The sequence below is a fragment of the Tenggerimyces flavus genome, assembly GCF_016907715.1.
Taxonomy (GTDB): Bacteria; Actinomycetota; Actinomycetes; order Propionibacteriales; family Actinopolymorphaceae; genus Tenggerimyces; species Tenggerimyces flavus.
Genome location: NZ_JAFBCM010000001.1, coordinates 107,265 through 133,641, shown reverse-complemented (window position 1 = coordinate 133,641; position 26,377 = coordinate 107,265). Strand labels below are relative to the sequence as shown.

The 26,377-nt window shown below is 70.6% G+C and carries 26 protein-coding genes; 9 read left to right on the top strand and 17 right to left on the bottom strand.

Annotated features, from left to right (window positions below; translation table 11 throughout):
* The first annotated feature begins 9 nt into the window (after positions 1 to 9).
* Complete coding sequence (locus JOD67_RS00690) at positions 10 to 735, top strand: Fic family protein (RefSeq protein WP_307782223.1); 726 nt, start codon at positions 10 to 12, stop codon at positions 733 to 735.
* On the top strand, positions 732 to 1,769 hold the full coding sequence (locus JOD67_RS00685; protein ID WP_205113878.1) for a phosphotransferase: 1,038 nt from the start codon (positions 732 to 734) through the stop codon (positions 1,767 to 1,769). The genes JOD67_RS00690 and JOD67_RS00685 overlap by 4 nt, the downstream gene beginning before the upstream one ends.
* Here the strand turns inward: JOD67_RS00685 and JOD67_RS00680 are convergent.
* From JOD67_RS00680 to JOD67_RS00670, 3 genes are read right to left on the bottom strand one after another with little or no spacing between them, the layout of a single operon-like run.
* On the bottom strand, positions 1,766 to 2,608 hold the full coding sequence (locus JOD67_RS00680; RefSeq protein WP_205113876.1) for a hypothetical protein: 843 nt from the start codon (positions 2,606 to 2,608) through the stop codon (positions 1,766 to 1,768). The two genes, JOD67_RS00685 and JOD67_RS00680, sit on opposite strands and share 4 nt — an antisense overlap.
* Entirely contained in the window at positions 2,605 to 3,528 is a 924-nt protein-coding gene (locus tag JOD67_RS00675; protein ID WP_205113874.1) for a hypothetical protein, read from the bottom strand. Before JOD67_RS00675 ends, JOD67_RS00680 begins: the two co-directional genes overlap by 4 nt.
* A gap of 7 nt (positions 3,529 to 3,535) precedes the next feature.
* Complete coding sequence (locus JOD67_RS00670; protein ID WP_205113872.1) at positions 3,536 to 4,486, bottom strand: hypothetical protein; 951 nt, start codon at positions 4,484 to 4,486, stop codon at positions 3,536 to 3,538.
* Positions 4,487 to 4,535: 49 nt separating this feature from the next.
* On the opposite strand from JOD67_RS00670, the gene JOD67_RS00665 reads away from it, so the two are divergent.
* The gene (locus tag JOD67_RS00665; RefSeq protein ID WP_205113870.1) at positions 4,536 to 5,363 is read left to right on the top strand and encodes a TIGR03620 family F420-dependent LLM class oxidoreductase; all 828 of its coding nucleotides are present in this window, start codon (positions 4,536 to 4,538) and stop codon (positions 5,361 to 5,363) included.
* Here JOD67_RS00665 and JOD67_RS00660 read toward each other — a convergent pair.
* Positions 5,360 to 5,833, bottom strand: coding sequence for a VOC family protein (locus tag JOD67_RS00660; RefSeq protein WP_205113868.1), 474 nt, complete (start codon positions 5,831 to 5,833; stop codon positions 5,360 to 5,362). The two genes, JOD67_RS00665 and JOD67_RS00660, sit on opposite strands and share 4 nt — an antisense overlap.
* 62 nt (positions 5,834 to 5,895) lie before the next feature.
* Between JOD67_RS00660 and JOD67_RS00655 the strand changes: the two genes are divergently transcribed.
* Positions 5,896 to 6,537, top strand: a complete 642-nt coding sequence (locus tag JOD67_RS00655) for a TetR/AcrR family transcriptional regulator (protein ID WP_205113866.1) — start codon at positions 5,896 to 5,898, stop codon at positions 6,535 to 6,537.
* 285 nt (positions 6,538 to 6,822) lie between these two features.
* Here JOD67_RS00655 and JOD67_RS00650 read toward each other — a convergent pair whose 3' ends face one another.
* The 11 genes from JOD67_RS00650 to sftH all read right to left on the bottom strand — a co-directional run bounded on the left by JOD67_RS00650 (position 6,823) and on the right by sftH (position 17,832).
* The gene (locus JOD67_RS00650; protein ID WP_205122809.1) at positions 6,823 to 7,614 is read right to left on the bottom strand and encodes an HAD family hydrolase; all 792 of its coding nucleotides are present in this window, start codon (positions 7,612 to 7,614) and stop codon (positions 6,823 to 6,825) included.
* 630 nt (positions 7,615 to 8,244) lie between these two features.
* Positions 8,245 to 8,811, bottom strand: coding sequence for an Rv3654c family TadE-like protein (locus tag JOD67_RS00645; RefSeq protein WP_205113864.1), 567 nt, complete (start codon positions 8,809 to 8,811; stop codon positions 8,245 to 8,247).
* Positions 8,808 to 9,170, bottom strand: a complete 363-nt coding sequence (locus JOD67_RS00640) for a TadE family type IV pilus minor pilin (RefSeq protein ID WP_205113862.1) — start codon at positions 9,168 to 9,170, stop codon at positions 8,808 to 8,810. Before JOD67_RS00640 ends, JOD67_RS00645 begins: the two co-directional genes overlap by 4 nt.
* Before the next feature lie 71 nt (positions 9,171 to 9,241).
* Positions 9,242 to 9,418: a DUF4244 domain-containing protein gene (locus JOD67_RS00635; RefSeq protein ID WP_205113860.1), complete on the bottom strand. Its 177-nt coding sequence runs from the start codon at positions 9,416 to 9,418 to the stop codon at positions 9,242 to 9,244.
* 185 nt (positions 9,419 to 9,603) lie between these two features.
* Positions 9,604 to 10,887, bottom strand: a complete 1,284-nt coding sequence (locus JOD67_RS00630; RefSeq protein ID WP_205113858.1) for an MFS transporter — start codon at positions 10,885 to 10,887, stop codon at positions 9,604 to 9,606.
* Between the two features lie 127 nt (positions 10,888 to 11,014).
* Positions 11,015 to 11,749 carry a type II secretion system F family protein gene (locus tag JOD67_RS41625; protein ID WP_307782222.1) on the bottom strand — a complete coding sequence of 245 codons (735 nt, stop codon included), beginning with the start codon at positions 11,747 to 11,749 and terminating at the stop codon, positions 11,015 to 11,017.
* Complete coding sequence (locus JOD67_RS00620) at positions 11,746 to 12,558, bottom strand: type II secretion system F family protein (protein ID WP_205113856.1); 813 nt, start codon at positions 12,556 to 12,558, stop codon at positions 11,746 to 11,748. Before JOD67_RS00620 ends, JOD67_RS41625 begins: the two co-directional genes overlap by 4 nt.
* Positions 12,555 to 13,745 carry a TadA family conjugal transfer-associated ATPase gene (locus tag JOD67_RS00615; RefSeq protein ID WP_205113854.1) on the bottom strand — a complete coding sequence of 397 codons (1,191 nt, stop codon included), beginning with the start codon at positions 13,743 to 13,745 and terminating at the stop codon, positions 12,555 to 12,557. The genes JOD67_RS00620 and JOD67_RS00615 overlap by 4 nt, the downstream gene beginning before the upstream one ends.
* Before the next feature lie 26 nt (positions 13,746 to 13,771).
* Positions 13,772 to 14,854: a septum site-determining protein Ssd gene (ssd, locus tag JOD67_RS00610; RefSeq protein WP_205113852.1), complete on the bottom strand. Its 1,083-nt coding sequence runs from the start codon at positions 14,852 to 14,854 to the stop codon at positions 13,772 to 13,774.
* A gap of 180 nt (positions 14,855 to 15,034) precedes the next feature.
* Entirely contained in the window at positions 15,035 to 15,445 is a 411-nt protein-coding gene (locus JOD67_RS00605; RefSeq protein ID WP_205113850.1) for a hypothetical protein, read from the bottom strand.
* Complete coding sequence (sftH, locus tag JOD67_RS00600) at positions 15,442 to 17,832, bottom strand: DEAD/DEAH box helicase (protein ID WP_307782221.1); 2,391 nt, start codon at positions 17,830 to 17,832, stop codon at positions 15,442 to 15,444. Before sftH ends, JOD67_RS00605 begins: the two co-directional genes overlap by 4 nt.
* Positions 17,833 to 17,900: 68 nt before the next feature.
* Between sftH and JOD67_RS00595 the strand changes: the two genes are divergently transcribed.
* From JOD67_RS00595 to JOD67_RS00585, 3 genes are all read left to right on the top strand, one after another.
* Positions 17,901 to 18,251 carry an STAS domain-containing protein gene (locus tag JOD67_RS00595; protein ID WP_205113848.1) on the top strand — a complete coding sequence of 117 codons (351 nt, stop codon included), beginning with the start codon at positions 17,901 to 17,903 and terminating at the stop codon, positions 18,249 to 18,251.
* 247 nt (positions 18,252 to 18,498) lie between these two features.
* A complete protein-coding gene (locus tag JOD67_RS00590) occupies positions 18,499 to 20,772 on the top strand; it encodes a sodium-translocating pyrophosphatase (RefSeq protein ID WP_205113846.1) in 2,274 nt (757 codons plus the stop codon).
* Positions 20,773 to 21,071: 299 nt separating this feature from the next.
* Positions 21,072 to 22,565, top strand: a complete 1,494-nt coding sequence (locus JOD67_RS00585; RefSeq protein ID WP_205122806.1) for a DUF7059 domain-containing protein — start codon at positions 21,072 to 21,074, stop codon at positions 22,563 to 22,565.
* 12 nt (positions 22,566 to 22,577) lie between these two features.
* Here the strand turns inward: JOD67_RS00585 and JOD67_RS00580 are convergent, their stop codons facing one another.
* The gene (locus tag JOD67_RS00580) at positions 22,578 to 23,663 is read right to left on the bottom strand and encodes a hypothetical protein (protein ID WP_205113844.1); all 1,086 of its coding nucleotides are present in this window, start codon (positions 23,661 to 23,663) and stop codon (positions 22,578 to 22,580) included.
* A 13-nt stretch (positions 23,664 to 23,676) separates the two neighbouring features.
* Positions 23,677 to 24,633, bottom strand: a complete 957-nt coding sequence (locus JOD67_RS00575; RefSeq protein ID WP_205113841.1) for a hypothetical protein — start codon at positions 24,631 to 24,633, stop codon at positions 23,677 to 23,679.
* Positions 24,634 to 24,743: 110 nt separating this feature from the next.
* Here JOD67_RS00575 and JOD67_RS00570 point away from each other — a divergent pair, with 110 nt between their 5' ends.
* Positions 24,744 to 25,730: a M28 family metallopeptidase gene (locus JOD67_RS00570; RefSeq protein ID WP_205113839.1), complete on the top strand. Its 987-nt coding sequence runs from the start codon at positions 24,744 to 24,746 to the stop codon at positions 25,728 to 25,730.
* Between the two features lie 2 nt (positions 25,731 to 25,732).
* Positions 25,733 to 26,368, top strand: a complete 636-nt coding sequence (locus tag JOD67_RS00565) for a class I SAM-dependent methyltransferase (RefSeq protein WP_205113837.1) — start codon at positions 25,733 to 25,735, stop codon at positions 26,366 to 26,368.
* Positions 26,369 to 26,377: the final 9 nt, after the last annotated feature.

The following is a 26,377-nucleotide window of genomic DNA, read 5'->3' as shown; positions in this document are numbered from 1 at the left end:
TGGGGGTTCGTGCCCGCCTCCGATCCGTTCTCCGCCGTTGCCCGGTTGGAAGGCGTGCCAGCTGCCGCGGCCGCCGCCCGCGATGCCGTCGATGTTGTGCTTCGCGATCGCGGGATGCGTGCGCTCACCCCTGACTCCACCGCCGAGGCGTTGCTGCGCGGGGCTTGGGCGAGCGCTGTCCTCGAGGGTGTCGAGGTGGAGCTGGACGACGTACGTACCGGGTCGCCCGAGCCGATCGTGCAGGGTGCGGTCCGCCTCTCCACCGAGCTGCTGTCGCTCGCTCCGGTGGTCGAACGGGCGCCGCTGCAGGCGTTCGCGCGGATGCATGCCCTTGTGGGCAAGGGTTTCCTGGATCCGTCGGAGCTCGGGCTCGTGGGTAGCGCCGAAGCGGCCGACCGGCTGCAGGAACTCGGCCGGCTGTTGACCGCGCCGACAGACGCGCCGGCCGTGGTGGTGGCGGCGATCGTGCACGCGGAGCTGGCGGTGCTGCGCCCGTTCGGCTGGGGCGACGGCCTCGTCGCGCGCGCCGCCGGGCGGCTGCTGCTCTCGGTACGTGGCCTCGACCCGCGGTCGGTGACGGTGCCGGAGGACGGTCACCTGCGGACGCGGACCTCGTATGCCGACGCCCTCGCGGGCTACGCCGCCGGCTCCCCGTCTGGCGTGGCCGCCTGGCTGATCCACTGCGCCGACGCCGTCGCCCTCGGTGCCGCGGTCATCGTCGGCGACCACCGGTGACGGTTCCCGCCACGGAAGCTGCCGCTGTTGCCGCGCGACTCGGCAGGAGCGCGACGGTCCTCTCGGTCGACGTTCTGTACGAGCCGATGGCGTCCGCGACCGCCGGCGTGTGGCGGGTCCGCGGCGAGGACTGGTCGGTCGTGCTCAAGCTGGTCGCGCACTCCGACCGGGCGCGGCGGCGCTGGCAGTCGGGTGAGGAGCCGTCGCACTGGTACTACTGGCGGCGCGAGGTCTCGCTGTTCGAGTCGGACCTGTTCGACGCGTTCGTCGACGGGCTGCGCGCGCCGGAGTGCTACGGGAGCTTCGCACGGCCGGACGGCTCCGTCGCGCTGTGGTTGGAGGATCTGTCCGGCAGCGGTTCGCAGTGGCCGATCGAAAGGTACGAGGTGACCGCCCGGCAGCTCGGCCTTCTGCAGCGCCGGTTCCTCGACGCGGTGCCCTCGTTCCCTTGGTTGTCTCGCACGTTCCCGAGCGACTACGTGGAGCTGCGCCGCGAGGACGGCGACGTCCTCCGCGACGACTCGGCGTGGGCGGTCGTCGCTGACAAGGTGGGGTTGACGGCGGCGGATCGTCAACGGTACTTGGCGTTCTGGGACGATCGCGAGCGTCGCACCAAGGCGCTCGCCGAGCTGCCGCAGACGTTGTGTCACTTCGACTTCCACCCCTTGAACCTGTTCGACGCCGCCGGCGACACGGTCGCGATCGACTGGTCGTTCGCCGGCATCGGTCCGATTGGCGCGGACGCGGCCACGCTGGTGTTCGACGCGATGTACGACTACTTCGTCCCGCCGGAACGGGCGGCCGAGCTGTTCGACGTCGTGGCCCGCGGCTACGCGTCCGGCCTCGGGCTGCCCGCGGCGGACGTACGTCGGGCGATGGTCACGTTCGCCGCTGGTCACTACTCGTGGACCGTTCCGGGTGTGCTCGGCCTGGTCGCGGCCGGGCGCGAGACCTGCAACGGGCGCCCGATAGACGAGGGCCTGCCGGTCTGGCGATCGGTCGGTGAGTTCCTGCTGTCGTTGGCGGAGAGCTAGCACGCGGCGTCGACGAGCCGGACCAGCTGGCGCACCAGGACCCGGTCGCCCTCGGCGAGCGGTTGGTCGAACTCGCCGCCTGGAGTGAACCCCGAGGTCACGATGAGGTCGCTCGACCTGAACGCCCGAGCCCGGGCGCAGTCGCGGACGGTCAGGAACAGCTCGACGTACACGTCCGGCGGCGCCGCGCCGGGAGCGAGCGCGCTGATGTCCACGGGCAGTCGCGGCGGTTCGAGCGCGAAGGCCTTGCTGTCCCGCAGGTCGATCGAGGTGAGCTTGGTGCCCTGCTTGCCCGAACTGAACATGAGCGTGACCGGCAGCCGAGCGTCCGGTCCGGTCCCCGTCGGGTCCTGGGACGGCCGTGCCCGGAACCAGGTCGGCCCACCGTCACTGCACATCCACCCTGGGTCGAGCGGCGGCATGGAGACGTGCCCCGAGACCGGTGTGGATGCGGGTCCGACCACGGCCGCGAACGTCGGCTCGGCCATCCCGTCCGCGCAGCGGAAGCCGATGGCCGCGCGGATCGTTCGCGACGTACGCGGCTGGATCGTGACGTGCCCGACCTCCGGCCGGCAGGTGAGCGAGCTGCGCGTGGTCAGGCCGGCGCGCAGGCCGGACAGGTCGATCGGTTGGTCGCCCGCGTTGTAGATGTCGACGGGTACGACCGAGCAGCTGTCGAGGAGGATCTGCCCGTACCAGTCGTCGCCCGCGGTCGCCACGAGCCGGGCGTCCTGGGCGGCGGGTTCGGTGGGGCGGTCCAGCCACCAGCCGATACCGGTCGCCCCGAGGGCCGCGCCGACGGCGACTGCGAGGGCCGCGACCGCGAGCCGGCGGATCACGGCACCTTCCCGCAGGTCTGGTCGACGAGCCGGATCAGCCGCGCGGTGACCTCCAGCCGGTCGCCGTCCAGTGCGCTGAGGATGCCGACCGACGGTCTGGTGTTGAGTACGAGCTCGAAGTTCGTGTTAGGTAGATCGGCCGCGGCCGCGCAGTCGGAGACGACGACCTCGAGGGTGGCGCGCTGCGGGTACGGACCGATCTCGCTGGGCAGCTCGCTTCCGACGATCGTGAACGCCGAGTCCGGAGGTGTCTCGACGGAGTGCAGTGTCAGCCGCCGGATGGCGACGGTGAACGACCCGGTCATGCGCAGTGCCGGTTTGCCCTTGTAGGTAAACAGATCCGCATCGGTGGCGATCCACTGGACGTACATGCTGTCGCAGTTGGCCAGGTCCTGGAAGTAGGAGCCGACCAGGACGGACTCGGTGTGACGCGTGCCGGACTCGGTCCGGATCGTCGCCCGGAACGCCTGGCTGCCGTACATCCGAGAGCAGTCGACCTGCACGGGGACGGTCCACTTCGCGGCACCCAGCGGCGCGACCCTGACCGGCTTCGTCGTCCGCGGCTTGTCGCAGCTGGGCGACGTCCGCAGCCGGGCGAGATCGACCTCGACGGACTCGAGCGTGACTGGGCGATGGCCGGCGTTGATCACCTGCAGGGTGACCGCGGTGCAGAGCTCGTTCGTCAGCTCGACGTTCTCGGTCGGAATGACCTGGCCGACGACGTGCGCCTCGCTGGCCCAGGCTCGTTCGACCTCGCGCTGCTGCCACCACCAGGTCGCGCCGGCACCGGCCACGACGCCGATCGCGACCAGAAGGGCGAGCGCGACCAGCTCTCTGGGCTTGAGTTGGCGCCACTCGAACCGCGGCCGCTCGCTGCCGACGTCGAGGACCTCGAGGTCCTCGTTCTGCCGATCCAGCATCGCGCGCTCACATGCCGCAGGCGGCGTCGACGAGCCGGACGAGCGAACGGGTGACGTTGCGCGGTTCGTCGAACGGGAGCGCGGCGCGAGCGCGACCGAGCTGGGTCCGCACCCGAAGCTCGATCATGGTGTCCGGGAGCTGCTGGGCCACCGCGCAGTCGAGCACCCGCACCCGGGCGCTGAACGGGTGCGGGCGGGTGTCGACGGAGATCGACTCGAACGGTTCGAGCTGCAGGTCGAGACCGCTGCCGTCCTCGAGCCGCATCGAGAGCAGGTCGAGTCGTCCCGTCAACGAGCGGACCGTGCCGCCGATCGTCACCGTGGCCTGCGATCCGCTGCCCGCCACGGGGCTGGCGACGTCGTCCCACAGGAGGTCGGGATCGCCGTCGCAGGAGAACGTCGCGGGCGCGGGATCCGGGCGTTCGATCGGTGCCGACACCTCGCGACGGTCCCCGGACACGGTCGTGACCGTGGCGCGGTAGGTCGGCGTTCCCCAGGCCTGCTCGCACTCCATGCGGAACACGATCGTCCATGCCTGGGAGGCCTTCGGCTCGATGTTGGTCGGATGGGGTGTCGACTCCTGCAGCTGGCAGGTGGGGACGCTCTGGTCCGAACCGTGGCCGGTCAGGTCGGCGTAGACGCGTTCGACCGTGATCGGATGCGGTCCGACGTTCCGCAGCCGGATGGTCGCGGTCGCGCACCGGTCGGTGGGGTCGACGATCGCGATGCCGCCGTCCTCCTGGGCGATCAGGTCGATCGCCTGCCGGTCCGCGCGGTCGGCCTTGCTGGTGAGGTACCAGTACGTGCCGCCCGCGCCGGCGGTGATGCCGACGACGAGCGCGAGGGTCAGGGCGGCGAGGCGTTGCCAGTTCGGTCGCCGTACGCGCTCGGTGCCGACCTCGAGCACATCGGCGTCTCCGCGTTCGAACACCGGCATCGCCTCCTCCCGTCGCACCATGGTCGCATCCGGGGGAAGAACGTCCGCTGGTGTCGTGTTGGCGACTGACATGACGAAGCTCGAGCTGGGTCGGATCGGTGTGGCGCTCGGACCGCAGGAGGGCAGCGCGTTCGTCGACGCGGTCCTCGAGATCGAGGCGCTCGGGTACTCGACGTTGTGGCTGTCCGGCGGATCGCTCGAGCGTCTCGGCCAGATCAGTGACCTGGTGCGGGCGACCTCGACGATCAAGGTCGTGCCGGGGATTTTGTCGGTGAGCAAGTTCTCGGCCGCGTCTGTCGCGGCTTTGTACGCCGAGCTCGAGTCGTCGCATCCGGGGCGGTACGTGGTCGGGCTCGGCGGGCACTACGGGCCTCGGCCGATCGAGGCGATCGGCGCGTACCTCGACGAGCTGGACTCGTCGCCGGGCGTTCCCGCTTCGGCGCGGGTGCTCGCGGCTCTGGGGCCGAAGATGTTGGGGCTGGCGCGCGACCGGGCGGCGGGCGCGTATCCGTTCCTCGTCGATCCCGCGTACACGGCCTCGGCGCGTGCGGGGCTCGGGCCGGACTCGTTCCTCGCGGTGCTGCAGATGGCGACGCTGGAGACCGACGCCGAGCGGGCGCGGTCGATCGTGCGCGAGCCGCTGGGGTTCTTGTCGAAGCTGCCGGGGTACCACGCGAACCTGCTCCGGCAGGGCTACTCCGCCGAGGAGATCGACGGGCTGAGCGACCGGCTCGTCGACGCGGTGGGGGCGTGGGGCACGGCCGAGACCATAGCCGGGCGGCTGCGCGAACACCTCGACGCCGGTGCGGACCAGGTCGTCCTGAACCCGATCACGGGCTCGTACGACCTGCCGCTTCCGTACCTGCGCGAGTACGCCGCCGCGCTCGGGCTGCGTTAGCCAACGGCGCGGACCTCGACCTCGGGGCGCGCGTAGCCCGGCTCGCCGACGTGGTCCTCGGGCAGCCGCTCCCAGCTGTACATGCGGATCTCGATGCCGTCCGGGTCGAAGCACCGCACGATCCAGCCGATGCTCGCCTCGATGACCGGCGAGTGCTCGACACCGAGCCGGTCGAGCTTCGCGACCCACGCCTCGGCGGCGGCCTTGTCCTTGATGGCGAACGCGAACGCGTCGTAGCCGGCCAGGCCGCGGGCGGCCTCGGGGTTCTCGCGCAGCGCGAGGCCGACCTCGCCGAGGCCGGGAACCTCGCCGGCGACGCCGCGGACGACGCCGTCCTCGGCGTCGGGGAACTCGAACTGGACGTGGTAGCCGAGCACTTGCTCGTACCAGGCCCGGCTGCGGACCAGGTCGGACACCGGGATCTTGATGTGGTGCAGGCCGGCGAAGACCGCGGCATCGTCGTTGGACATCTCTGGGGTCCCTATCGGTTGAGTGCAGTGCAACTGCATTGAATGATGCTAGGATGCATCCTGTGAGCGAGACGGTCAAGCGGTATCGGTCGACAGTGCGTGAAGAGGCGGCTCGGAGGACTCGGGCGCTGATTCGCGAGGCGGCCGTGCGGTTGTTCGTCTCGCAGGGCATCGCGGGGACCACGATGAAGCAGATCGCCGCATCGGCGGGGGTTGCCGAGCGGACCGTCTACACGGTGTTCCCGACGAAGGCGGACCTGTTCAAGGAGGCCTTGGACGTCGCGACCGTGGGCGACGAGGATCCCGTCGCGGTGGCGGACCGGCCGGAGTTCACCCAGCTGCTGTCGGAGCGGGATCCGGTGGTCGCCGTACGCCAGCACGTGGACTACGGCGTCGAGCTGCTCGAACGCGCGGGGGACCTGTTGATGACCGCGGCCGAGTCGGCGGGCGCGGACCCGGCGATGCGCGCGATCGTCGAGGCGGGCGCGACGGCGATGTCGGCGAACATGGGCACGCTCGCCGCGGCGTGGTCGCGGAACGGGCTGCTCCGGCCGGACCTGTCGGCCGCTGAGGCGGGGGCGGTGCTCTTCACCTTGAGCAGCGTGCAGGTGCACCAGCTGCTGCGCCGACGGCAGGGCTGGTCGGTCGAGCAGTACCGGGAGTGGATGGTCGACACGTTGCTGCGTACGGTCGTCGCTGCCTGATTCGGCTTGACTTGGTCCGCACGTGCGGACGGCGCTCCACAGAGTGTGGGAGCGCCGCCGCTGGCACGTCAGTCCCGGCTAACAAGCGTGCACCCGTCATGTCGTCCCAGGTAAACCTGAGATCGACTGCCCTCGAGGATGGGCTGGTCGCCGCGTGGGTACCGAGCTGCCGTGCACGTCTCGATCGGTCAAGGGCGGGCCTCTCGGCCTGGTCCTTGATCGCTCGGGGCGTACTGCATTTCTACGACGTTTGGGCCGGTCAGCGGAAGAGTTAGCCCAAGATCTTTACCTTTGGATTCGCCGTTTCGACGCGACCCAGACCAGTCCGGCGGCGGCAGCGCCGCCCGCTACGGCGGCGGCTCCGAGCGATCGCCAGCGGACGCCGAAGGCCGTTCTGCGGCGGAGTGCGGTGGCCTGGGTCCAGCTGAGGATCGGCCAATGGCAGACGGTGGCGAGTCGTCGCAGCGCTCGGTCGGGGTTCACTGCGAACGAGTGGCCGACCACCTCGAGCATCGGGGCGTCGGTGATCGAGTCGGAGTACGCATAGCTGTGCTCGAGGTCGTAGCCCTGCTCGTCCGCGAGCTCGCGCATCGCGTGGGCCTTGTCGTCGCCGTACGCGTAGAACGTGATCTCGCCGGTGTACTTGCCGTGCTCGACGCCGAGCTGAGTGGCGATCACGCGGTCCGCGCCGAGCAGCTCGCCGATCGGCTCGACCACGTCGGCACCGGCGGTGGAGACGATGATGACGTCGCGGCCGGCCTTGTGGTGCTCGTCGATGAGCTCGACGGCCTCGGCGTACACCAGCGGCTGGACCACGTGCTGCAGCGTGTCGGCGACGATCTCGCGGACGGTCTGGACGTCCCAGCCGGCGACCATCAGCGAGAGGTACTCGCGGACCTTGAGCATCTGCTGGTGGTCGGCGCCGCCGAGGCGGTAGACGAGCTGGCCGTACGCGCTCCGGAGGACATCGCGCCGGTTGATCAGGCCGCCCCGATACAGCGAGGGACTGAACGCGAGCGTGCTCGATTTCGCCACGATTGTCTTGTCGAGATCGAAAAATGCGGCGGTCCGAGGCACTCCGGGGCGAATCACCCGGGGGAGCCTAGCGCGTGGCCTGGGCTACCGCGATGCCAACATTCGGTGACCGGCTGGCGCACCCGCTCAGCCGGTCGTCGAACAGTTTCGGTAACTCTTCGCAGTCTTGGCTGGCGTGGATGCATATGGTGCGTCACACTGGATGTGCCGTTCCCGATTGGTGTTTCGAACGAGCGCCAGGGGGGAACGGGCATCTCAGCGGCAACCCCCCCGCCGCTGGTGCCGGTCCGACCCGCTTGCGGGTCGTGGCCAGGGCAGCCCCCGCTCTCCCCCCCGGCGGGGGCTGCCACTTTCCTAGAGCAATTCGGTTTGCAAGGGCTGACCTTGCTGTTTGCGTTCGCGGGTCGTGGCCAGGGCAGCCCCCGGCAGTGTCTCCCGCCCGGCGGGGGCTGCCACTTTCCTAGAGCAATTCGGTTTGCAAGGGCTGACCTTGCTGTTTGCGTTCGCGGGTCGTGGCCAGGGCAGCCCCCGGCAGTGTCTCCCGCCCGGCGGGGGCTGCCACTTTCCTAGAGCAATTCGGTTTGCAAGGGCTGACCTTGCTGTTTGCGTTCGCGGGTCGTGGCCAGGGCAGCCCCCGGCAGTGTCTCCCGCCCGGCGGGGGCTGCCACTTTCCTAGAGCAATTCGGTTTGCAAGGGCTGACCTTGCTGTTTGCGTTCGCGGGTCGTGGCCAGGGCAGCCCCCGGCAGTGTCTCCCGCCCGGCGGGGGCTGCCACTTTCCTAGAGCAATTCGGTTTGCTCCCGGCAGCCTCTTCTAATGCGCTCGTTTCTGGCTGGCGGAAAACCAGACGGTCTCGAGTGCGGTCCGCTCTCTGGGTGGCGCCCTCGCGTTGTTGCTCGATCGTCGAGGGTCCGGCGCGAGCTCGGGCTCGTACCGTGAGCGACGTGCCGAACAGTCGGGCCGTTCTGGCTCGTACCACGACATCGACGATCAGGTTGGCTGTCTGACAGCTCTCGAGCTCGACGCCGTTCTCGACGGCCACCGAACGGGCCTTCGCGCAGGCTTCCTCCTCGCCCTCGACGAGCAGTCGCGCGGCCGACAGCGCGGCGAGATCCGCCGCGGCATCCACGCGATGCGTCGCGGCGATGACAGTGGCCAGCGCCATACCGACCAGGCCGCCGACGATGAGGACCGCGCCGAGGCCGAGCGCGAGGACCGTTCCGCTTCCGCGTTCTCTCATTCGTCCACTCCCGGCTCGGTCGAGACGACCGCCTTGCTGTGCACGAGGACGCCCGGCAGTCGCGAGAGCACCGGCACGGTCGGCTGGACCCGAACGCTGACGCGTACCGTCGCGTTGCCATCGCCCACCTGGACAGCGAACTGAGCGCCGTCGGGTGCCGACCGTTCGCCTTCAGCCTTCGCGTTGGCGACGCTCTCACCGCGAGCCAGCGCCCGGGCCGTGTCGCGGGCGGCGTCGACACAGCGGATCTGGGCGCTGACGACGCCGAAGACCCAGAGCAGGCCGAGGAGCACGATCACCAGCCCGGTCAGCGAGACCGCGATCTCGGCCGTGACCATGCCTCGCTCGCGTGTGTGCATGACGAGTTTCTCCTTCCGTACAAGGCCGGGGCCGGCCGGCGGGGCAACAGAAGCCGGCCGGCCCGGGCCGATCAGGACGCGAGACTGAGCGCGGCCTTGACCAGCTTCATCAACAGGCCCTGGACTTCAGGGCTGCTCAGCAGCTTGATGAGCAGCCCCGCGAAGCTCGCGGCGGCAACCGTGCCGATCGCGTACTCCGCGGTCGACATGCCGCGCTCGCCCTTCAGTCGGGCGTAGATCTTGCGCATGGAAACCTCCGAACAACCCCCGGCGTCCGGCCGGGTGCGGATCGCCAACGGCTACTGGCGATGACTCGAGCTTGCGTGGTCTTCAAGGTTGCGGCGTGGTCGTTCGCCGATCTGTTGATGAACGCGAAAATCCTTGTGCTGTGGACGAAAACCCGGTCAGCGCACACGCGACCGGATGGCCAGCGCTACTCGGTATCGGAACTGCCGCTTGGGTGCGCAGTCGTCGTGTTGACGAGGAGGCTTATGAAGCCCGCTCCTGCTGCACCGATCCCTGCCGCTGTGACGAGGACGGTGGTGTCGACCGCTGTGGCGATCAAGGCCGCGGTCGCCGCACCGATCGTCGACGCTCCGTTGGCCAGCCACAGGCTTGCGGCCGTGGCGCTGCCGCGGCGGTTGTTCGGGAGGTTGGTTTGTTGGTACGTATCTGTCAGAACTTCGTACACGCTCCAGGCGCAGGCATTGATCGCACGACCGGCGATGAGTACCGCGATGACGGCAGGACCGGAGACCAAGAGGCTCAGTGGCAGGACGGCCAGGCCGACTCCCCTGAGAACGGCAGCGGTCTTGACAGTCGCGTCGAAGCCGGCCCGAGCGCGGAGGCGGTTCGCAAGGGTCGCGCCGAGAATGCCGCCCAGACTGCCGGCGGAGAAGACGACACCGATCATGGCAGCGCTGAGGCCGAGGTCGGAGCGGAAGAACACGACGACGATCGCGAAGCAGACGTCGAAGAAGAACAGGTACGTCGTCTCGCCGATGGCCAGCCAGCGCAGGGGCTTGATCCGGTAGATGCACCGGAACCCGTCGACGATGCTTTTCCACCACTCCACAAGGCGCATCGACTGCTGGTCGGCATCCGGCCGGGATGGCGGTACATGTTCCGCTCGGATAGTGGCGGTGGAGAGTCCCGCCAACAGCGACGTCACCGTCTGGACAAGGATGGTCCAGACCGTACCGATGAGCTGAATCAGGTAGCCGGCGAAGGCAGGGCCCGCCGAGCGGGCGACAGCGTCCGTGCCTCCCATCTTCCCGTTCGCCGAACCGAGGTCGGCCTTGGGCACGATCGTGGGGAGGAACGTGCGATAGCCGACTCCGAACACCACGCTGAGGACGCCCACCATGGCGGTGACAATCCAGAGCTGGCGCAGGGTGAGCACGCCGAACAGGTAGGCCGCTGGAATGGAGAGCCAGAGCAGGGCTCGCCCCAGATGCGAGACAACGAGAAGTCTCTTCCGGTTCGCGCGATCGGCGATCGTCCCGATGACGGGTGCGATGAGCCACGGCAAGGTCGACAGGGTTCCGATGAGTGCGACCTGCGACGCGTTGGCATGAAGGACATCCACGGCGAGCAAGGGGACAGCTACCGAGCCGGCCTGCAACCCCACCAAGGAGGTCGACTGGGCAAACCACAATCGGTTGAGGTTGCGTCGGGAGGTGTGGACTGAGCTCTGAGGTGGCCTGATCGTGGGCATATCTCACCTAAGGACGCCCACCTCAGTCCCTGTACACGTGCTGTGCAGTTGTCCCTGCGGACCCTACACCGTGTCGGGTCGATCGGTCATAGGCGCGAACGTCCTTGTGCTGTGGACGAAAGCGCGGTCAGAGGACGCGGGAGACGGCGGCTATGACGACGGGGACGATGCCGATGAGGAGGAAGGCGGGGAGGAAGCAGAGGCCGAGTGGGGCGGCGGCTCGTACTCCGACGGAGCGGGCTCGTTCGGTGGCGGCGGCGCGGAGGTCTTGGCGGCATTCGGCGGCGAGTGAGTCCAGGGTGTCGGACAGGGGTGCGCCGGAGTCCCAGCTGCGGACCATCGCGCGGCCGAAGGGGGCGAGAACGGGTTCGTCGAGGAACGCGGACCACGCGATCCGTGGCTCGGCGCCGAGCCTGAGTGCTGCGGCGACGAGGGCGAGCTCGACGGCGAGGGGTCCGTTGCAGGCTCGTGCGACCGCGTCGACGCAGGCGCCGGGCGGCCTTCCCGCGCGCAGGCAGGCAGCGAGCAGGTCGGCCGCGAACGGGAGGTCGGCGGTGAGCTTCGTACGCCGTTCGCGGGTGGCGCGCGGCTCCATCCTGGCCAGCGCCTGGTCCACACCGACGGCGACGCCGAGGCCGACGATCGGGCCGAACCAGCCGCCGAGGACCAGGCACACCGCCAGACCGGCGAGTCCGGCGACGATCCGTCGGCCACGGGTGCTCGACCAGAGCTCTGTTCTGTCGGGTTTGCGGGTTTGCTCTTGTCTGGTGGGGAGAACGGCCGCGAGCCTTCTTCGGATTCGGTCGGATCTCGGCCAGGCGATGACGGCCGCAGTGGCTAGGGCGATGGCGAGGAGGGTCACGGCGGGCGCTCCGCTCGTTGGGCGAGCCGTTCGACCCAGAACAGGCCGGCGGCGGTGAGGGCGGCGCCGACCACCAGGCAGGCGATGCCGTAGCCGGTGCCGAACAGGACGTGGTACGGGTTCGAGCCGACGCCGGCGCCGAGGACGAGGCCGAACACCGGGAGGCCGGCGAGCAGCTTCGCGGTCGCGCGCGGTGCGGCGAGCTGGGCGGCGACCTCGCGGCGTTGGAGCTCGTCGGCGCCGAGTCCGTTCGCGACCTTGGCGACGACACCGGCGAGGCCCGCGCCGGAGTGCTCGGCGACGGCCCAGGCGGCGGCGATCTGCCGCAGTGCTTCGGTGCCCGGACCGTCGATGGCTCTGAGTGCGGTGGGGATGTCGCCGCCCATGCGTCCGGTGGCGGCGATCGGCGCGAGCTCGGGGAGGACGTCGGCCGCCGCTTGCAGGGCGTTCTCGGGTGGGCGGCCCGCGGCGAGCTCGGTGGCCAGGATGCCGCAGGCTTCCCGTACCTTGGCCTGCTGCACCCGTCGCGCTTGGTTTGCCCTTCTGGCGCTGAGGATCCGCTTGCCCACGGTGGCGGCGGCTGCCGCGAGCAGGGCGACGAGGATGCCCGCGGGCCCACCGATGACCGTGGTTGTTGTCGCCCCGGCGATGATCACGGCGGCGATCAGCGCGCGGCTCGGGCCGTTCCTCTTCGGTGGTGGGCGGCCGCGTCCGAGGCGCCTCTTGAGCAGGGCTTGGGGCGAGGAACGGATCGCCGTCGCGGCGGCGAGTCCGGCCAGGGCCGCGGCCAGCCAGGTGGCGCCGTTCATGTGTCCTCCCGGCGGGCGAGGAGCTCGCTGAGGCGGTCCATGCCTGGGCCTTCGTGGACGTTGCCGGAACGGTCGAACCGCAACGCCTCTTGGGCGACGACGAGTCCGTCGGTACTTCTGGTGAAGACGCAGAACTCGGCGATGCGGCGTCTGCCGTCGCGTGCCCGGAGCACGTGGATGACGGCGTCGACGGCGGCCGCGAGCTGGCTGTGCACAGCGGCTCGATCGAGGCCCGCGGCGACGCCGAGCGCTTCCAGCCGAGCGGGGACTTCGGCGGCGGAGTTGGCGTGCAACGTTCCGCAGCCGCCTTCGTGACCGGTGTTGAGAGCGGCAAGGAGGTCGACGACTTCGGCGCCGCGTACCTCGCCGACGACGAGCCGGTCGGGGCGCATGCGTAGTGCTTGGCGGACGAGGGTGCGGAGGGTGATCTCGCCGGCGCCCTCGACGTTGGGTGGGCGGGCCTCGAGGTGGACGACGTGCGGGTGGTTGGGGTCGAGCTCGGCCGAATCCTCAACGAGGACGATGCGTTCGGCTGGAGGGACGAGCGAGAGCATCGCGGACAACAACGTTGTCTTGCCTGTGCCAGTCCCGCCGGAGATGAGAAATGCCAAGCGGGCTTGGATCATGCGGCGGAGCAGGCGGGCGCCGTTGGTGGGGATCGAGCCGGCCTGGATGAGCTCGTCGAGGGTGAACGTGCGTCTGGCCGGGACGCGGAGTGAGATGCAGGTGCCGTTGGCGGAGATGGGGGAGAGAACGGCGTGCAGGCGGCTGCCGTTGGGGAGCCGCGCGTCGACGTAGGGAGTGGAGTCGTCGAGACGTCGTCCGGCCGCGGCGGCGAGGCGCTGAGCCAACCGACGCACCGCGCCGTCGTCGTCGAGTGTGACAGCGGCCCGCTCGAGGCCGCGGCCCTTGTCGATCCAGACTTCGCGGGGTCCATGGACGAGGACGTCGGTGACGCCGGGCTCGGCGAGCAGCGGATCGAGAGGACCAGCACCAGCGATCTCCCGCCTGAGCGCGTCGACCACGCCGAGCACCGCGGTGTCGCCGAGGAGCCTGCCCTCCTGACGGAGGACGGCCGCGACCCGAGCCGGAGTGGGCTCGGAGTTGTCGGAGGCCAGTGCCGTGCGGACGCGCTCGAGCAGGAGTTGGTCAGCGGTGGTGGCTGTGGCAGCCGCGGTGGAGGTCATGGCGTCGCTCCGATGGGCGTGGGTGGTCATGCCGCGGCGCTTCGGGTGGACATGAGTTCGGCGAGGAAGCGGCGGGTGAAGGTGGCCAAGGGGCCTTTGCCGGAGCTGGCGGGGGCTATGCCTTGTTCGAGGAGGCCTTCGAGGCCTGGCTCGGGCGGGAGTTGAGCGGCCAGCGGGAGGCCGAGGGTGTGGGCGATCAGCTCGCCGTCCAGGCCGGCGGGGCCGGGTCCGCGGACGACGAGGCGGACGTCGGGAGCTCGGGGTGTCAGTACGGCGGCGACTCGGGCGGCTGATGCGGTGGCGCGGAGCTCGGCCGGCACGACCAGGAGCGCGGTGGTGCAGTTGGCCAGCGCTGCCGCGGCGGCTTCGTCCAGGTGACGAGGTAGGTCGACCACCACGAGGTCGCTGGCTCGGCGGGCCGCCGCGAGGACGGCGCGCATGGCTTCGGCTGAGGCCGCGACCACGTCGCCGCGATCCCAGGAGAGCACCACGAGCTCGTCCATCTGCGGCAAAGCGGCCCGCAAGGCCGCGGCGCTGACGCGGCCTTCGGTGCTCACGAGGTCCGGCCAGCGCAGTCCGTGGATGTGCTCGCCGCCGAGCATCAGGTCGATGCCGCCGCCGAGGAGGTCGCCGTCGACGAGCATGACGCTCAGCCGTTCGGACGTGGCCGTCACCGCGAGTGCGGTCGCCAACGTCGTCGCTCCAGCGCCGCCGCGGCCGCCGATCACGCAGATGGTGGCGGCCTCGCGGCTGATGCCCTCCGCCGCGTCGGCGAGCCGGTCGACGAGGTCGGCCTCCTGCTCGGGCAGCGACACGACCAGGTCGGCGCCCAGCTCCACGGCGTTGCGCCAGTGCGAGATCTGCGGCGACCGTCCCACCACGACCACACCCGGCCGGTGCATGGGTGCCGCCCGAGCCAACGCGGCGGAGGCGTCGGCGCCGACGAGAACGAGCGGCGCCGTGGACCACGTACGCCGAACACCGGCTGGCTCGGTCACGACGTCCAACACGACGCCGGCCGCGGCGGCGAGCCGGACCAGGTCGTCGAGCAGCTCCTCGTCGGTGGTCAGGGCAAGGGGACGATCGGGAGAAGCGACAGCGGTGGACATCGGCGGAACTCCTTGTGGCGTGGGGAGTTCCACCTTGCGGGTCCGAACGCGTGTTCGGGTGTGCGGAGGGCGAAGCTGTGGACGAATCGGAGAATCGAGCGACTGTGGAGAAAAACCCGGCCACGCCGAACGAAGTCGACGTGGCCGGGTCGGGTGCCGGTCCTCACCGGAGCCTTGGTGCTACGTGGTGGGCTTCGCCGTGTCCCGATGCGCCCCCGCGGCCGACTCGTTGCTCACCTGAGCCGGCACCGCCGGCTCCGTGGTCGTCTCCGTCACCGGCTCCCGAGCCGGCTCAGCGGCGACCGGCTCGGCCGGAGCAGGAACGGGTACCGGCTCGGCGTCTGCCCGACGCCGGAGCCGCTTCAGCTCCCGGCGCCGCTTCGCGGACCGCCCAGCCCCAGCAGCGAACATCCACACCCCGAGGACGAAGGCGAGCATCACGCCCAGGCCCATGAAGAAGAACGACGCTGCCGAACCCACGATCTGGTAGTCGAAAACCTCGATGGAGGTCTGGCCCCCGCCGCCGCCCATGGCAGCCACGACGGCTGCCGCGGCTCCGGCGAGAATGAGAAGTAGCCCGATGACGATCATGGCGTGCCGCCATCTCCTTCGTCCGTGCGATCCGTCGGCGCGCCGCTCAGGAGAGCGTCGAGCAGTCGTACCGCGCCCGATTTGTCGAGTGGACTATTCCCATTCCCGCATTTCGGGGACTGTACGCATGAGGGGCACCCCTCAGTGCATTCGCAGGCGTGGATCGCGTCCCGCGTAGCCCGCAGCCAACGCGAAGCCGACTCGTACCCGCGCTCAGCGAACCCGGCGCCTCCGACATGTCCGTCATAGACGAACACCGTCACTCGCCCGGTGTCGGCGTGCCGCGCGGTCGAGACGCCGCCGATGTCCCACCGGTCGCAGGTCGCGAACAGCGGCATCAGCCCGATCGACGCGTGCTCGGCCGCGTGCGCCGCACCCGGCAGAGCGGCACGGGTGATGCCCGCCGCCCGCACAGCGGCGTCCGACAACGTCCACCACACCGCCTTCGTGGTCACCGAACGTTCCGGCAGGTCCAACGACGTCTCGCCGAGCACCTCACCGGAGGCGAACGAGCGACGCAGGTACGACACCACCTGGCTGGTCACCTCGACCGTCCCGAACGCCAGCTCCGCCTCGCCCCACTCACCCGAGCGATCGCGGGAGAGCACCCGGATCGACGTCTTCTCCCGCGCGGTCGTCGTGTAGTCCGGGTTCGCGCGCTTGACCAACGAGACGTTCGCCTCCAGGTCGAGCTGCTCGACGACGAACGACTGTCCCTGATGCAGATACACCGCCCCGTCGTGGACGGAAAGATGGGAGGCGCCGGCGTCGATCGTGCCGAGCAGCCGCCCGGTCGCGGCCTCGACCAGGCGTACGGGCGCACCGCCCATCGACCGGATGTCGGCGAGGTCGCTGGCCCGGCCGCGCCGAGTCCAGAACCAGCCGTACTTGCGCTGCCGCAGCATCCCCTCGTCCTGCAGCTCGCGCACGGCGGCCGGCGCCGTCGGCCCGAATCGCACCAGATCATCAGCCGTCAGCGGCAGCTCGGCGGCGGCCGCGGCCAGGTGCGGTTTGACGATGTACGGGTTGTCCGGGTCCAGCACCGTCGCCTCGACCGGCGGCCCGAACAGAGCCTCCGGATGCCGCACGAGGTAGGTGTCCAGCGGGTCGTCCCGCGCGACCAGCACCGCCAGAGCGCCGGTCTGGTCCCGCCCGGCCCGTCCCGCCTGCTGCCACAACGAAGCCCGCGTCCCCGGATAGCCGGCGAGCAGGACCGCGTCCAGCCCGACGATGTCGACGCCCAACTCGAGCGCGTTCGTCGCCGCCACTCCGAGCAAGGTGCGGTCCTGCAGCGCCTGCTCGAGCGCGCGGCGCTCCTCCGGCAGGTAGCCCGAGCGGTACGCCGCGACCTGGTCCGCCAGCGACTCCGAGACCGCCGCGAGGTTGTCCTTCGCCTGCAGCGCGACGACCTCGGCGCCGCGCCGGGAGCGGATGAACGCGACCGTACGGACGCCGTCCGCGACCAGATCGGACAGCAGATCGGCCGTCTCCGCGGTGGCACTACGACGTACGGGCGCGCCGTTCTCGCCGGTCAGCCGGGTCAGCGGCGGCTCCCACAGCGCGAACGAGAGCCCGCCGTGCGGCGACCCGTCATCGGTCACCGCGACGACGTTCTGCCCGGTCAGCCGCCGCGCCGACGACTCCGGGTCGGAGACCGTCGCCGACGCGAGCACGAACCGCGGCGTCGCACCGTAGTGCAGCGCGATCCGCCACAGCCGGCGCAGTACCTGCGCGACATGCGAGCCGAACACGCCGCGGTACTGGTGGCACTCGTCGACGACCACGTACCGCAGCGAGCCGAGGAACCGGGTCCACCGCCGGTGGGTCGGCAGCAACGAGCGGTGCAGCATGTCGGGGTTGGTGAGCAGGTACGAGGCGTTGTCGCGGGCCCAGTCGCGTTCCTCCCAGGACGCGTCGCCGTCGTACGTCGCCGCCCGCAGGTCGTCGCCGCCGACGTTCTGCAGCACCCGGTACTGGTCGTACGCGAGCGCCTTCGTCGGCGAGAGATACAGAACGGTCGGGCCCGTCCGCCGCGCCCCGCCCTCCGCGATCTCGGTCAGCGCCGGCAGCAGGTAGCCCAACGACTTTCCGGAAGCGGTCCCCGTGGCGAGGATCACATGCTCGCCCCGCCTGGCGAGCTCGGCCGCGGCCACCTGATGTGTCCACGGCCGGTCGATCCCGCGTTTGCGCAACCGCTCGACGAGGGAAGGCAGTGCCCAGGACGGCCAGTCGGTGGTCGTACTGGAACGAGGAGGCACCTGCTCGACGTGGGTGACCCGGCTGGCGCGACGCGGCGTACGGGTCAGGCTGTCGAGCAGCTCGGACGCCTTGGTCGGCCCACCCGCGGCTGGCGAGGGCGGGCGAGCGGGCACGGAGGTCAGTGTCACACCTCCACCTCTTCTGATTGAATGCCGATGCCAGTGAGTTTGTCCGTGCAAGTGGGTAGGAGGCGCTCGTGGACCTGTCGCTCTCGAACCGTGCCGTCGGCGACTGCATGGTTGTCGAGGTCGGCGGCGAGATCGACGTCTACACCGCGCCGCGCCTGCGGGAGAAGCTGGTCGATCTGGTCGGCGAAGGCCACTACCAGCTGATCATCGACATGGAGCATGTCGACTTCCTGGACTCCACCGGGCTGGGCGTTCTCGTCGGCGGGCTCAAGCGCGTACGGACGAACGACGGCTCGCTGCGAATCGTGTGTACCCAGGAACGCCTCCTCAAGATCTTCCGGATCACCGGACTCACCAAGGTCTTCCCGATCCACGACACCGTGGACGAAGCGGCCGCTGCCGCGGTGCAGAGCAGCTAAACAGCCACCACCGACATCCCGGCGACATGCCCGCCATAACCGGGCCGGAACCGCCGAAAGTGCACGTCAAGGGGCCGGTAAGCGTCGCGCCGGAGGGTGCACGCTAGACTCGCCGCCCGCCAGAGGTTCTGTCGTGAATCTCGTGGCGTTCTGCTGTCCACGCACTCCTGGCCCGGCGCCATGCGCCGATTCGTAGGGAGTGCTCCAAGAGGCCGAACGAAGGCGTCGGCCTTTCCAAGGAGGACGAATGTCCGGGTCGAACCTGACCTACGTCGGGGTCGTCGCGATCATCGGTGTCGTTGCGCTGATCATGGCGTGGGTGTTCCGGCGCGAGGTGCTCAGGGCGGGTGAGGGCACCGAGAAGATGCAAGAGATCGCGGCTGCCGTGCAGGAAGGCGCCTCCGCGTATCTCAACCGCCAGTTCAAGACGCTGGCCATCTTCGCCGTGCTGGTGTTCGGTGTGCTGTTCCTGCTCCCGGGAACCGCCGAGATCCGCATCGGGCGTTCGATTTTCTTCGTCGTCGGCGCGTTGTTCTCCGCGCTCATCGGCTACCTGGGTATGTGGCTGGCCGTACGCGCGAACGTGCGCGTCGCCGCCGCGGCCCGCGACACCGGCCGCGACCCGGCGATGCGCGTCGCGTTCCGTACGGGTGGAACGGTCGGCATGGCGACCGTCGGCCTCGGCCTCGTCGGCGCCGGCATCGTGGTGTTCCTCTACCGCGACAACGCGCCGAGCGTGCTCGAGGGCTTCGGCTTCGGCGCCGCGCTGCTCGCGATGTTCATGCGGGTCGGCGGCGGCATCTTCACCAAGGCCGCCGACGTCGGCGCCGACCTCGTCGGCAAGGTCGAGCAGGGCATCCCCGAGGACGACCCGCGCAACGCCGCGACCATCGCCGACAACGTGGGCGACAACGTCGGTGACTGCGCCGGCATGGCGGCCGACCTGTTCGAGTCGTATGCCGTCACGCTCGTCGCCGCGCTCATCCTCGGCAAGGCGGCCTTCGGCGAGCACGGCCTCGTCTTCCCGCTGATCGTCCCGGCGATCGGCGCGCTCACCGCCGTGCTCGGCGTCTACATCACCCGACCGCGCGCCAACGAGGGCGGTCTGCGGACGATCAACCGCAGCTTCTACATCTCAGCCGCTGTCTCAGCTGTGTTGAGCGTGATCGCGGCGTTCGCCTACCTGCCGTCGTCGTTCGCCGGCCTGGTCGGCGCGAACGAGGCAGTCGCGGCGCTGAACGGCGACCCGCGCCTCGTCGCGTCCGCCGCGGTGATCATCGGCATCGTGCTCGCCGGCATCATCCTGAGCCTCACCGGCTACTTCACCGGCACCGAGCACCGCCCGGTCAAGGACGTCGGCAAGACCTCGCTCACCGGTGCCGCGACCGTCATCCTGTCCGGCTTCGCGCTGGGCCTGGAGTCGGCCGTCTACACCGCGGTCGTCATCGCGGGCGCCGTGTACGCGGCGTTCCTGCTCGGCGGCGGCGTCACGATCCTCTCGCTGTTCGCGGTCGCGCTCGCCGGCTGTGGTCTGCTCACGACGGTCGGCGTGATCGTCGCGATGGACACGTTCGGCCCGGTCAGCGACAACGCGCAGGGCATCGCGGAGATGTCCGGCGACGTCGACGAGAAGGGCGCGGCGATCCTCACCGAGCTCGACGCGGTCGGCAACACCACCAAGGCCATCACCAAGGGCATCGCGATCGCGACGGCGGTACTCGCCGCGACCGCGCTGTTCGGCTCGTACACCGACGCGATCACCACGGCGATCGGCGAGGTCGGGGGCCAGGTCGCGAACGTCGCCAGCTTCGGCTACGAAATCGTCAGCCCGAACACGCTGGTCGGCCTGATCATCGGTGCGGCGTCGGTGTTCCTGTTCAGCGGCCTGCTGGTCAGTGCCGTGGGCCGGGCCGCGGGCGCGGTCGTGTACGAGGTCCGCCGCCAGTTCCGCGAGATCCCGGGGATCATGGAGGGGACCGGCAAGCCGGAGTACGGCAAGGTCGTCGACATCTGCACCAGGGACTCGCTGGCCGAGCTCGCGACGCCCGGCCTGCTGGCCGCGCTCGCCCCGATCGCGGTCGGCTTCGGCCTCGGCGTCGGTGCGCTCGCCGGCTTCCTGGCTGGTGCGATCGCGGCCGGAACGCTGATGGCGATCTTCCTCGCCAACTCCGGTGGTTCGTGGGACAACGCGAAGAAGCTGGTCGAGGACGGCAACCACGGTGGCAAGGGCTCCGACGCCCACGAGGCCACGGTGATCGGCGACACGGTCGGCGACCCGTTCAAGGACACCGCCGGCCCGGCCATCAACCCGCTGATCAAGGTGATGAACCTGGTCTCGGTGCTGATCGCCCCGGCGATCGTCCAGCTGTCGGTCGGGGAGAACGCCAGCCCGGCGGTCCGCATCGGCATCGCGGTCGCGGCCGCGCTGGTGATCGTCGCCGCGGTGACGTACTCCAAGCGCAAGCCCATCGCGCTCGAGGCCGCGGACAACGACAAGGCGGAGCCGGCCAAGGTCGGCTGACCTCTGTCCCTTCGGAAGAGCCCCTCCCGTTCGCGGGAGGGGCTCTTTCTACGTGGTGACCCAGGGGTCGCGGTTCACCGCCGAGCAGCGTGACCGCGTCGGGGACGGTGAGGCGCCAGAACGCGGGCGTGGCCTCCACAAGCTGCCGCAGGGGCTCGTCGCCGAGGTAGCTCCCGACCATCGCCGACCAGGGCTCGACGTTCGACGCGAACCACTCGTGGTCCGGCGAGGGTCCCGTGACGGCCTGCTGGACGACGTACCAGGACCGTGCCGGAGCGGTCGAGCGAATATCCGGCAGGATGGCCCGGGTGTTCGACCTCCCTGACGAAGACCTGCACAGCTTCCGCGAGCGGCTGCGGGAGGTCGACTACACCGTGGACGGCGTCCGCGACCTGCTCGGACCCGTCGCCCACGCCGCGCTGCATCGCAACGAGACCACGCCCGGACTCCGGGAGACCCGCGGGCACGACCCGTTGAGCACGCTGACCCGGCTCTGGCTCCTGCAGGCCAGCGTCACGTACGACGACGCCCAGCGCGCGTTGGGCGAGCTCGTCGACAAGCTCCGCGCGGCCGGCATCCTGCACAAGCACGGCGGCCAGGTGAGCGCGCTGCTCGACGTCCGCCCGTACGGCACCGACGAGGACGACTGGTGGGTGGCCGCCGACCTCACCCCCGGCATGGACGGCGCGCGACCGGCCGTCACTCCCGACCACGTGCTCGGCGTCAACAGCTCGGCGACCACGCTCGCCCAGCTCACCCCGCGCACCAAGGTCGAGAGGGCGCTCGACCTCGGCACCGGCTGCGGCGTCCAGGCCCTGCACCTCGCCAGCCACGCGGCCACCGTCGTCGGCACCGATGTGAACGAACGTGCCCTCGCGGTCGCCCGGTTGAACGCCCGCCTCGCCGGCATCGAGGTCGACGTCCGCGACGGGAGCCTGTTCGAGCCGGTCGACGGTGAACGGTTCGACCTCGTCGTCAGCAACCCGCCGTTCGTGATCTCACCCGGCGGCGACCTCGTCTACCGCGACAGCGGCCTCGCCGGCGACCAGCTCTGCCGGCAGCTCGTCAACCAGCTGCCGAAGTACCTCAACGACCATGGCGTCGGCCAGGTGCTCGCGAACTGGCTGCACGTCCGCGGCGAGGACTGGACCGACCGCCTCACCGGCTGGGTCGCGCGCACCGGCTGCGACGCCTGGGTCGTGCAACGCGAGGCCAGCGACCCCGCCGCGTACGTCGAGCTCTGGCTGCGCGACGCCGGCCTGTACGGGACGCCGGAGTACCAGCGCAGGTACGACGAGTGGCTCGGCTGGTTCGAGGACCAGAACGTCGAGGCGATCGGGTTCGGCTGGCTGACGTTGCGACGTACGAACGCCAAGCCGGTGCTGCGCGTCGAGGACTGGCCGCACGCGATCCAGCAGCCGCTCGGCTCCACCGTTCAACGCTGGTTGGAGAACGTCGACCTGCTCCGCGGCTGGGACGACAAGCGCCTGCTCGGCGAACGACTCACGCTCCGACCCGAGATCGACCAGGAGCAGCTCGGCCGCCCGGGCGCGCAGGACCCCGAACACCTCGTCCTCCGCCAGCGCGGCGGCATGTGCCGAGCGATCCGCGTCGATACCGCGGAGGCCGGGTTCGTCGGCGCGTGCGACGGCAGCCTGACCGTCGGCCAGATCAGCGACGCGCTGGCCGAGCTGCTGTGGGAGGACGTCGACCCGCTGCGGCACCGCCTGCTCGGACGGGCCCGCGAGCTGATCCTGGACGGCTTCCTCGACCCGGTCAGCTCGGCGGGCTGACCACCGCGTACATCAACGAGGCATCGCCTGCATCACGTCGTCCGTGACGAGCCGGGTCCACTCCTCGAGCCTCTCGTCCGACGGGTTGGGCTTCGTCTCGGTCCAACCGAAGTCCCGCGCGCGCAACTCGACCGAGATGGTGAACGCCCGGTAGGCGGCCAACCCGTTGCCCTCGTGGTCGTCGACGACGACCGCTCCGCCGCCGAGCGTCGAGTCCGGCGAGACCTGCCAGCCGTGGCTGAACTGGCGGGCCGTGGTGCCCGCCCGTTCGGTGCCGCGGAATCCCCACTCGCCGCCGTAGGACTGGATGTCGACCGAGAGGTGGCGCGAGAACCGTTCGCCGGGCTTGTGCCCGATGTTGTCCACGCTGAGGTCCCAGGTGCACTGGGTGTTGCCGAACGAAGGCGTCCCGAGCGGGTGCGCGGTCTCCGGGTCGACGCCGACGATGGCGAGCGTCTCGCCCTTCACCAGCTCACAGGCCTCGGGCGGCTCGGGTCCGTCGCTGCGCTTGGGCATGAACTGGTTGATCGTGACCGGCCGCGCCTCGTCCCAGCGGTCCAGGACCTCGCGACCGAGCCGGACCAGCGTGTCCTCGTACGCCGAGTCCTGCACCGACACCGCCTTGCTGGCTTGCCAGTCCACGGCCCACCAGGTGACCTTCGCGAGCTGGTGCGCGCGGCAGAACTTCAGTACGCCGCCTTTCACCGACAGGTCCAGCACCGCTTTGTCGCCGAGGCCGCTGACCGCCGTCGCCCGCTTGCCCGGCTTGACCTCCGCGCAGGGGTCGCCCTTCCAGGTCTCCGCGTCGATGTGCAGCTGGCGTTCCCGCGGCCGGCGTACGTCGTCGGAAGCCTTGGTGTCCAGGCCGAACGACCAGCTGCAGCTCCCCGTCGTCTTGTCCGGCAGCCCGTACCCGCCGACCGTCAGCGGCAGGCTCGGCCCGACCACGTCGGCGATCGTCGTCGGCGCGACGAGGTCGCACGGGTTCGGACTCGCCGGCGGGGTCGCGGCGTCCTTCGCGGCCTGCCTGTCGGCGCCGCACGCCGCGAGGGCGAGGACGGCGACCACCAGCAGGCTGGCGGACTTCCACGGACTCATTGCTGTGCCCTTTCTACTGCGGGAGCGCCTTGGCGGCGTCCCGTATGACGCTGGTCGCGAACTCCTGGAGCCGTGGATCCGACCCGTCCAGGTCGGTCATGGCGACGTCGAGTTGGAACGCGCCGACCGCGGCCCTGCCGTCGACGTGGAGCGAGTCGCCGAAGTACGCGCCGTCCTTGGTCGGTTCGACCTGCCAGACGTACGCGAACTGCTCGACCGCGACGTTCGCGAACGCACTGCCAGGGCGGCCCTGGCCGTTGCCGTACGGGGTGAAAACGAGCGCGAGCGACCGGTCGCGACCGTCGTTCCAGACGCACTTGGTGGAGACGCCGATGTCGACCGGGTCCTGGGCTCGCGGAACGCGAGCGGCTCGCAGCGTCGCCGGCGCGACCAGGTCGCAGACGTTCTTAACGGGCTTGGGCGTCGCGGTCTGCGTACGGGCCGGGTCCGGCGCGAGCCGCTTGGCCGTCGTCCGGCGCTCGTCCACCTCGCGGACCACGCGCTGCAGGATCAGCTCGACCTGCGCCTTGTCCGGTGCGACGTCCTGCCCGCCGAGGTCGTCGACCGCCTCGTACGTGACGTCGGCCGTGCCGTCGTTCCAACAGAAGCGGAGCGTCGACCCGTTCTGGCTCGGGAGGGGCGTGCTGGTCGCCTCGCCGCAGTCGTTGCTGGCGGTGGTGCGAATCTGCAGGAGGCGGCGGGTGGGCCGGCGTACGACGTCGCTGACGTCGCCGATGTCGACCTCGAGGCGCCAGGAGCAGATGCCGGTGGTGAGGTCGCCGGCCAGTCCGTCCCACGGCGAGGCGAGCGCGGGTCCGACGACGTCGGCGACCGTGGTCGCGGAGACGAGGTCACAGGGGTCGAGGGCGACCGGCTCGGCCGTGGTGTCGGGGGTGGGTTCGCCGGGGCTGCAGGCGACGGCAAGGGCGAGGACGAGCGCGGCCGTCCAGGCCCAGCGATCGGTGCGCACGGCGGTCCTCTACCCCAATATGACTCACTGCCCCGTTTGTCCCCCTGCGAGGCCTCACCCTAGCCGGTCGCTTTCTAGGGCTTTTCGCCTCGGCGGGTTAGACCTGGGACATGCGCCGTCGGGAGTTCGCCGTGGGGCTGGCCGCGCTCGGCGTGGCCGGATGCACGGCGCCCGAGGAGAACGAGCCGGCGAGCCCTACTCCCACGGCCCCGAGTCGTCCGCCTTCCGCCTCGCCGACTCCTTCGGCCTCGCCGACGCCGACGCCCACAGCAACGCCGACGCCTTCGCCGGTCCCGCGGCCGGCCAGGTTCGAGGTCGCGACCGCGGTCGCCGTCATCACCGAGCTCGCCGGTCGAATCGGCCCGCGCGAAGCCTCGTCGGCCGGGTACCGCGAGGCGGCGACGTACGTCGAGGGCCGGTTCACCGCCGCGGGGCTGGACGTCCGGCGGCAGACCGTCCGCGTGCCCGCCGGCGTCTCGTGGGGCGTCCGCGTCCCGAGCGGGCAGGCCGACAACCTGATCGCGACGTCGCCCGGCTTCGACGGCACCCGGCCGCACCTCGTCGTGGGCGCGCACCTCGACACCGTTCCGCAGGCACCGGGTGCGGAGGACAACGCGTCCGGCGTCGCGATCGTGCTCGAGCTCGCCCGGATGGCCGTCCTGCGACCACCGAGGCTGCCGGTGCTGTTCGCGGCCTTCGCGGCCGAGGAGCCACGCGGCGACGGCGACCTCCGGCACCACTACGGCTCGCGGCACTACCTGGCCCAGCTCCCTGCCGAGGAACGTCGCGCAATCCGCGGCATGGTGTCGCTGGACCGGGTCGGAACCGGCCCGAACGTACGCGTCCGGACCGGCGGTCGCGCGGCGCTGACCGTCGCCGACGCGCTGGTCGCGACCGGCCGGCGGGTGCGGATCGCGACGTCGCGCGGGACGAACCGGGGCAGCGACCACTGGTCGTTCGAGAAGGTGGGGATCGCGGCGGCCCGGGTCGGCGGGCACGGGTACGCGGGCTATCACAACGCGAACGACAAGCCGAACCTGATCAGCCGTCCACAGCTGACGCGCACGGCTGCGCTCGTCTGGGCCTATCTTCTGTAGTCGTGCCGACCAAGTCGCGCCCCTTCTTCGCCCGGCAGTACCAGCGCGTCAGCGCCGCGATGGACCGCGCCGGCGTACTCGAGCACCGCCGCGCGCTCGTCGCCGGCCTGTCCGGGCGGGTGATCGAGATCGGCGCCGGCCACGGCCTGAACTTCGCGCATTACCCGCGCCAGGTCACCGAGCTCGTCGCGGTCGAACCCGAACCGAACCTGCACGCCGCCGCGGTGTTGGCCGCCCGTTCCGCGCCGGTGCCCGTGACCGTCGTCGACGGCGTGGCGGACGACCTGCCGTACGACGACGCTGTGTTCGACGCGGCGGTCACCTCGCTGGTGCTGTGCAGCGTCCCCGACCAGGCGAGAGCGCTGGCCGAGATCCGGCGGGTGCTGCGACCTGGTGGCCAGCTGCGGTTCTACGAACACGTCGCCGCGCCGTCCGGCAGCCTGCTCCATGGGGTGCAGCGGTTCTTCGACGCCACGATCTGGCCGTACGTCGCGGGCGGCTGCCACACCGGCCGCGACACCGCGGCCGCGATCGAGGCGGCCGGGTTCGTCCTGGACGAGGTGCACCGCTTCCGCTTCCCCGAGCGCGGCCCCAACCCCGCCTCGCCCCACGTCCGAGGCAGCGCGACCCGGCCGTGACGGCCTCGT

Coding starts and splice junctions, on each gene's coding strand:
- JOD67_RS00630 (WP_205113858.1), bottom strand. CDS start 10,887: ATGCCCACGATCAGGCCACCTCAGAGCTCAGTCCACACCTCCCGACGC.
- JOD67_RS00580 (WP_205113844.1), bottom strand. CDS start 23,663: ATGAGTCCGTGGAAGTCCGCCAGCCTGCTGGTGGTCGCCGTCCTCGCC.
- JOD67_RS00645 (WP_205113864.1), bottom strand. CDS start 8,811: ATGAGAGAACGCGGAAGCGGAACGGTCCTCGCGCTCGGCCTCGGCGCG.
- JOD67_RS00620 (WP_205113856.1), bottom strand. CDS start 12,558: ATGAACGGCGCCACCTGGCTGGCCGCGGCCCTGGCCGGACTCGCCGCC.
- JOD67_RS00570 (WP_205113839.1), top strand. CDS start 24,744: ATGCGCCGTCGGGAGTTCGCCGTGGGGCTGGCCGCGCTCGGCGTGGCC.
- JOD67_RS00615 (WP_205113854.1), bottom strand. CDS start 13,745: ATGACCTCCACCGCGGCTGCCACAGCCACCACCGCTGACCAACTCCTG.
- ssd (WP_205113852.1), bottom strand. CDS start 14,854: ATGTCCACCGCTGTCGCTTCTCCCGATCGTCCCCTTGCCCTGACCACC.
- JOD67_RS00660 (WP_205113868.1), bottom strand. CDS start 5,833: ATGTCCAACGACGATGCCGCGGTCTTCGCCGGCCTGCACCACATCAAG.
- JOD67_RS00670 (WP_205113872.1), bottom strand. CDS start 4,486: ATGGTGCGACGGGAGGAGGCGATGCCGGTGTTCGAACGCGGAGACGCC.
- JOD67_RS00665 (WP_205113870.1), top strand. CDS start 4,536: ATGACGAAGCTCGAGCTGGGTCGGATCGGTGTGGCGCTCGGACCGCAG.
- JOD67_RS00640 (WP_205113862.1), bottom strand. CDS start 9,170: ATGCACACACGCGAGCGAGGCATGGTCACGGCCGAGATCGCGGTCTCG.
- JOD67_RS00675 (WP_205113874.1), bottom strand. CDS start 3,528: ATGCTGGATCGGCAGAACGAGGACCTCGAGGTCCTCGACGTCGGCAGC.
- JOD67_RS00585 (WP_205122806.1), top strand. CDS start 21,072: ATGGCCCGGGTGTTCGACCTCCCTGACGAAGACCTGCACAGCTTCCGC.
- JOD67_RS00605 (WP_205113850.1), bottom strand. CDS start 15,445: ATGATCGTCATCGGGCTACTTCTCATTCTCGCCGGAGCCGCGGCAGCC.
- JOD67_RS00590 (WP_205113846.1), top strand. CDS start 18,499: ATGTCCGGGTCGAACCTGACCTACGTCGGGGTCGTCGCGATCATCGGT.
- JOD67_RS00635 (WP_205113860.1), bottom strand. CDS start 9,418: ATGCGCAAGATCTACGCCCGACTGAAGGGCGAGCGCGGCATGTCGACC.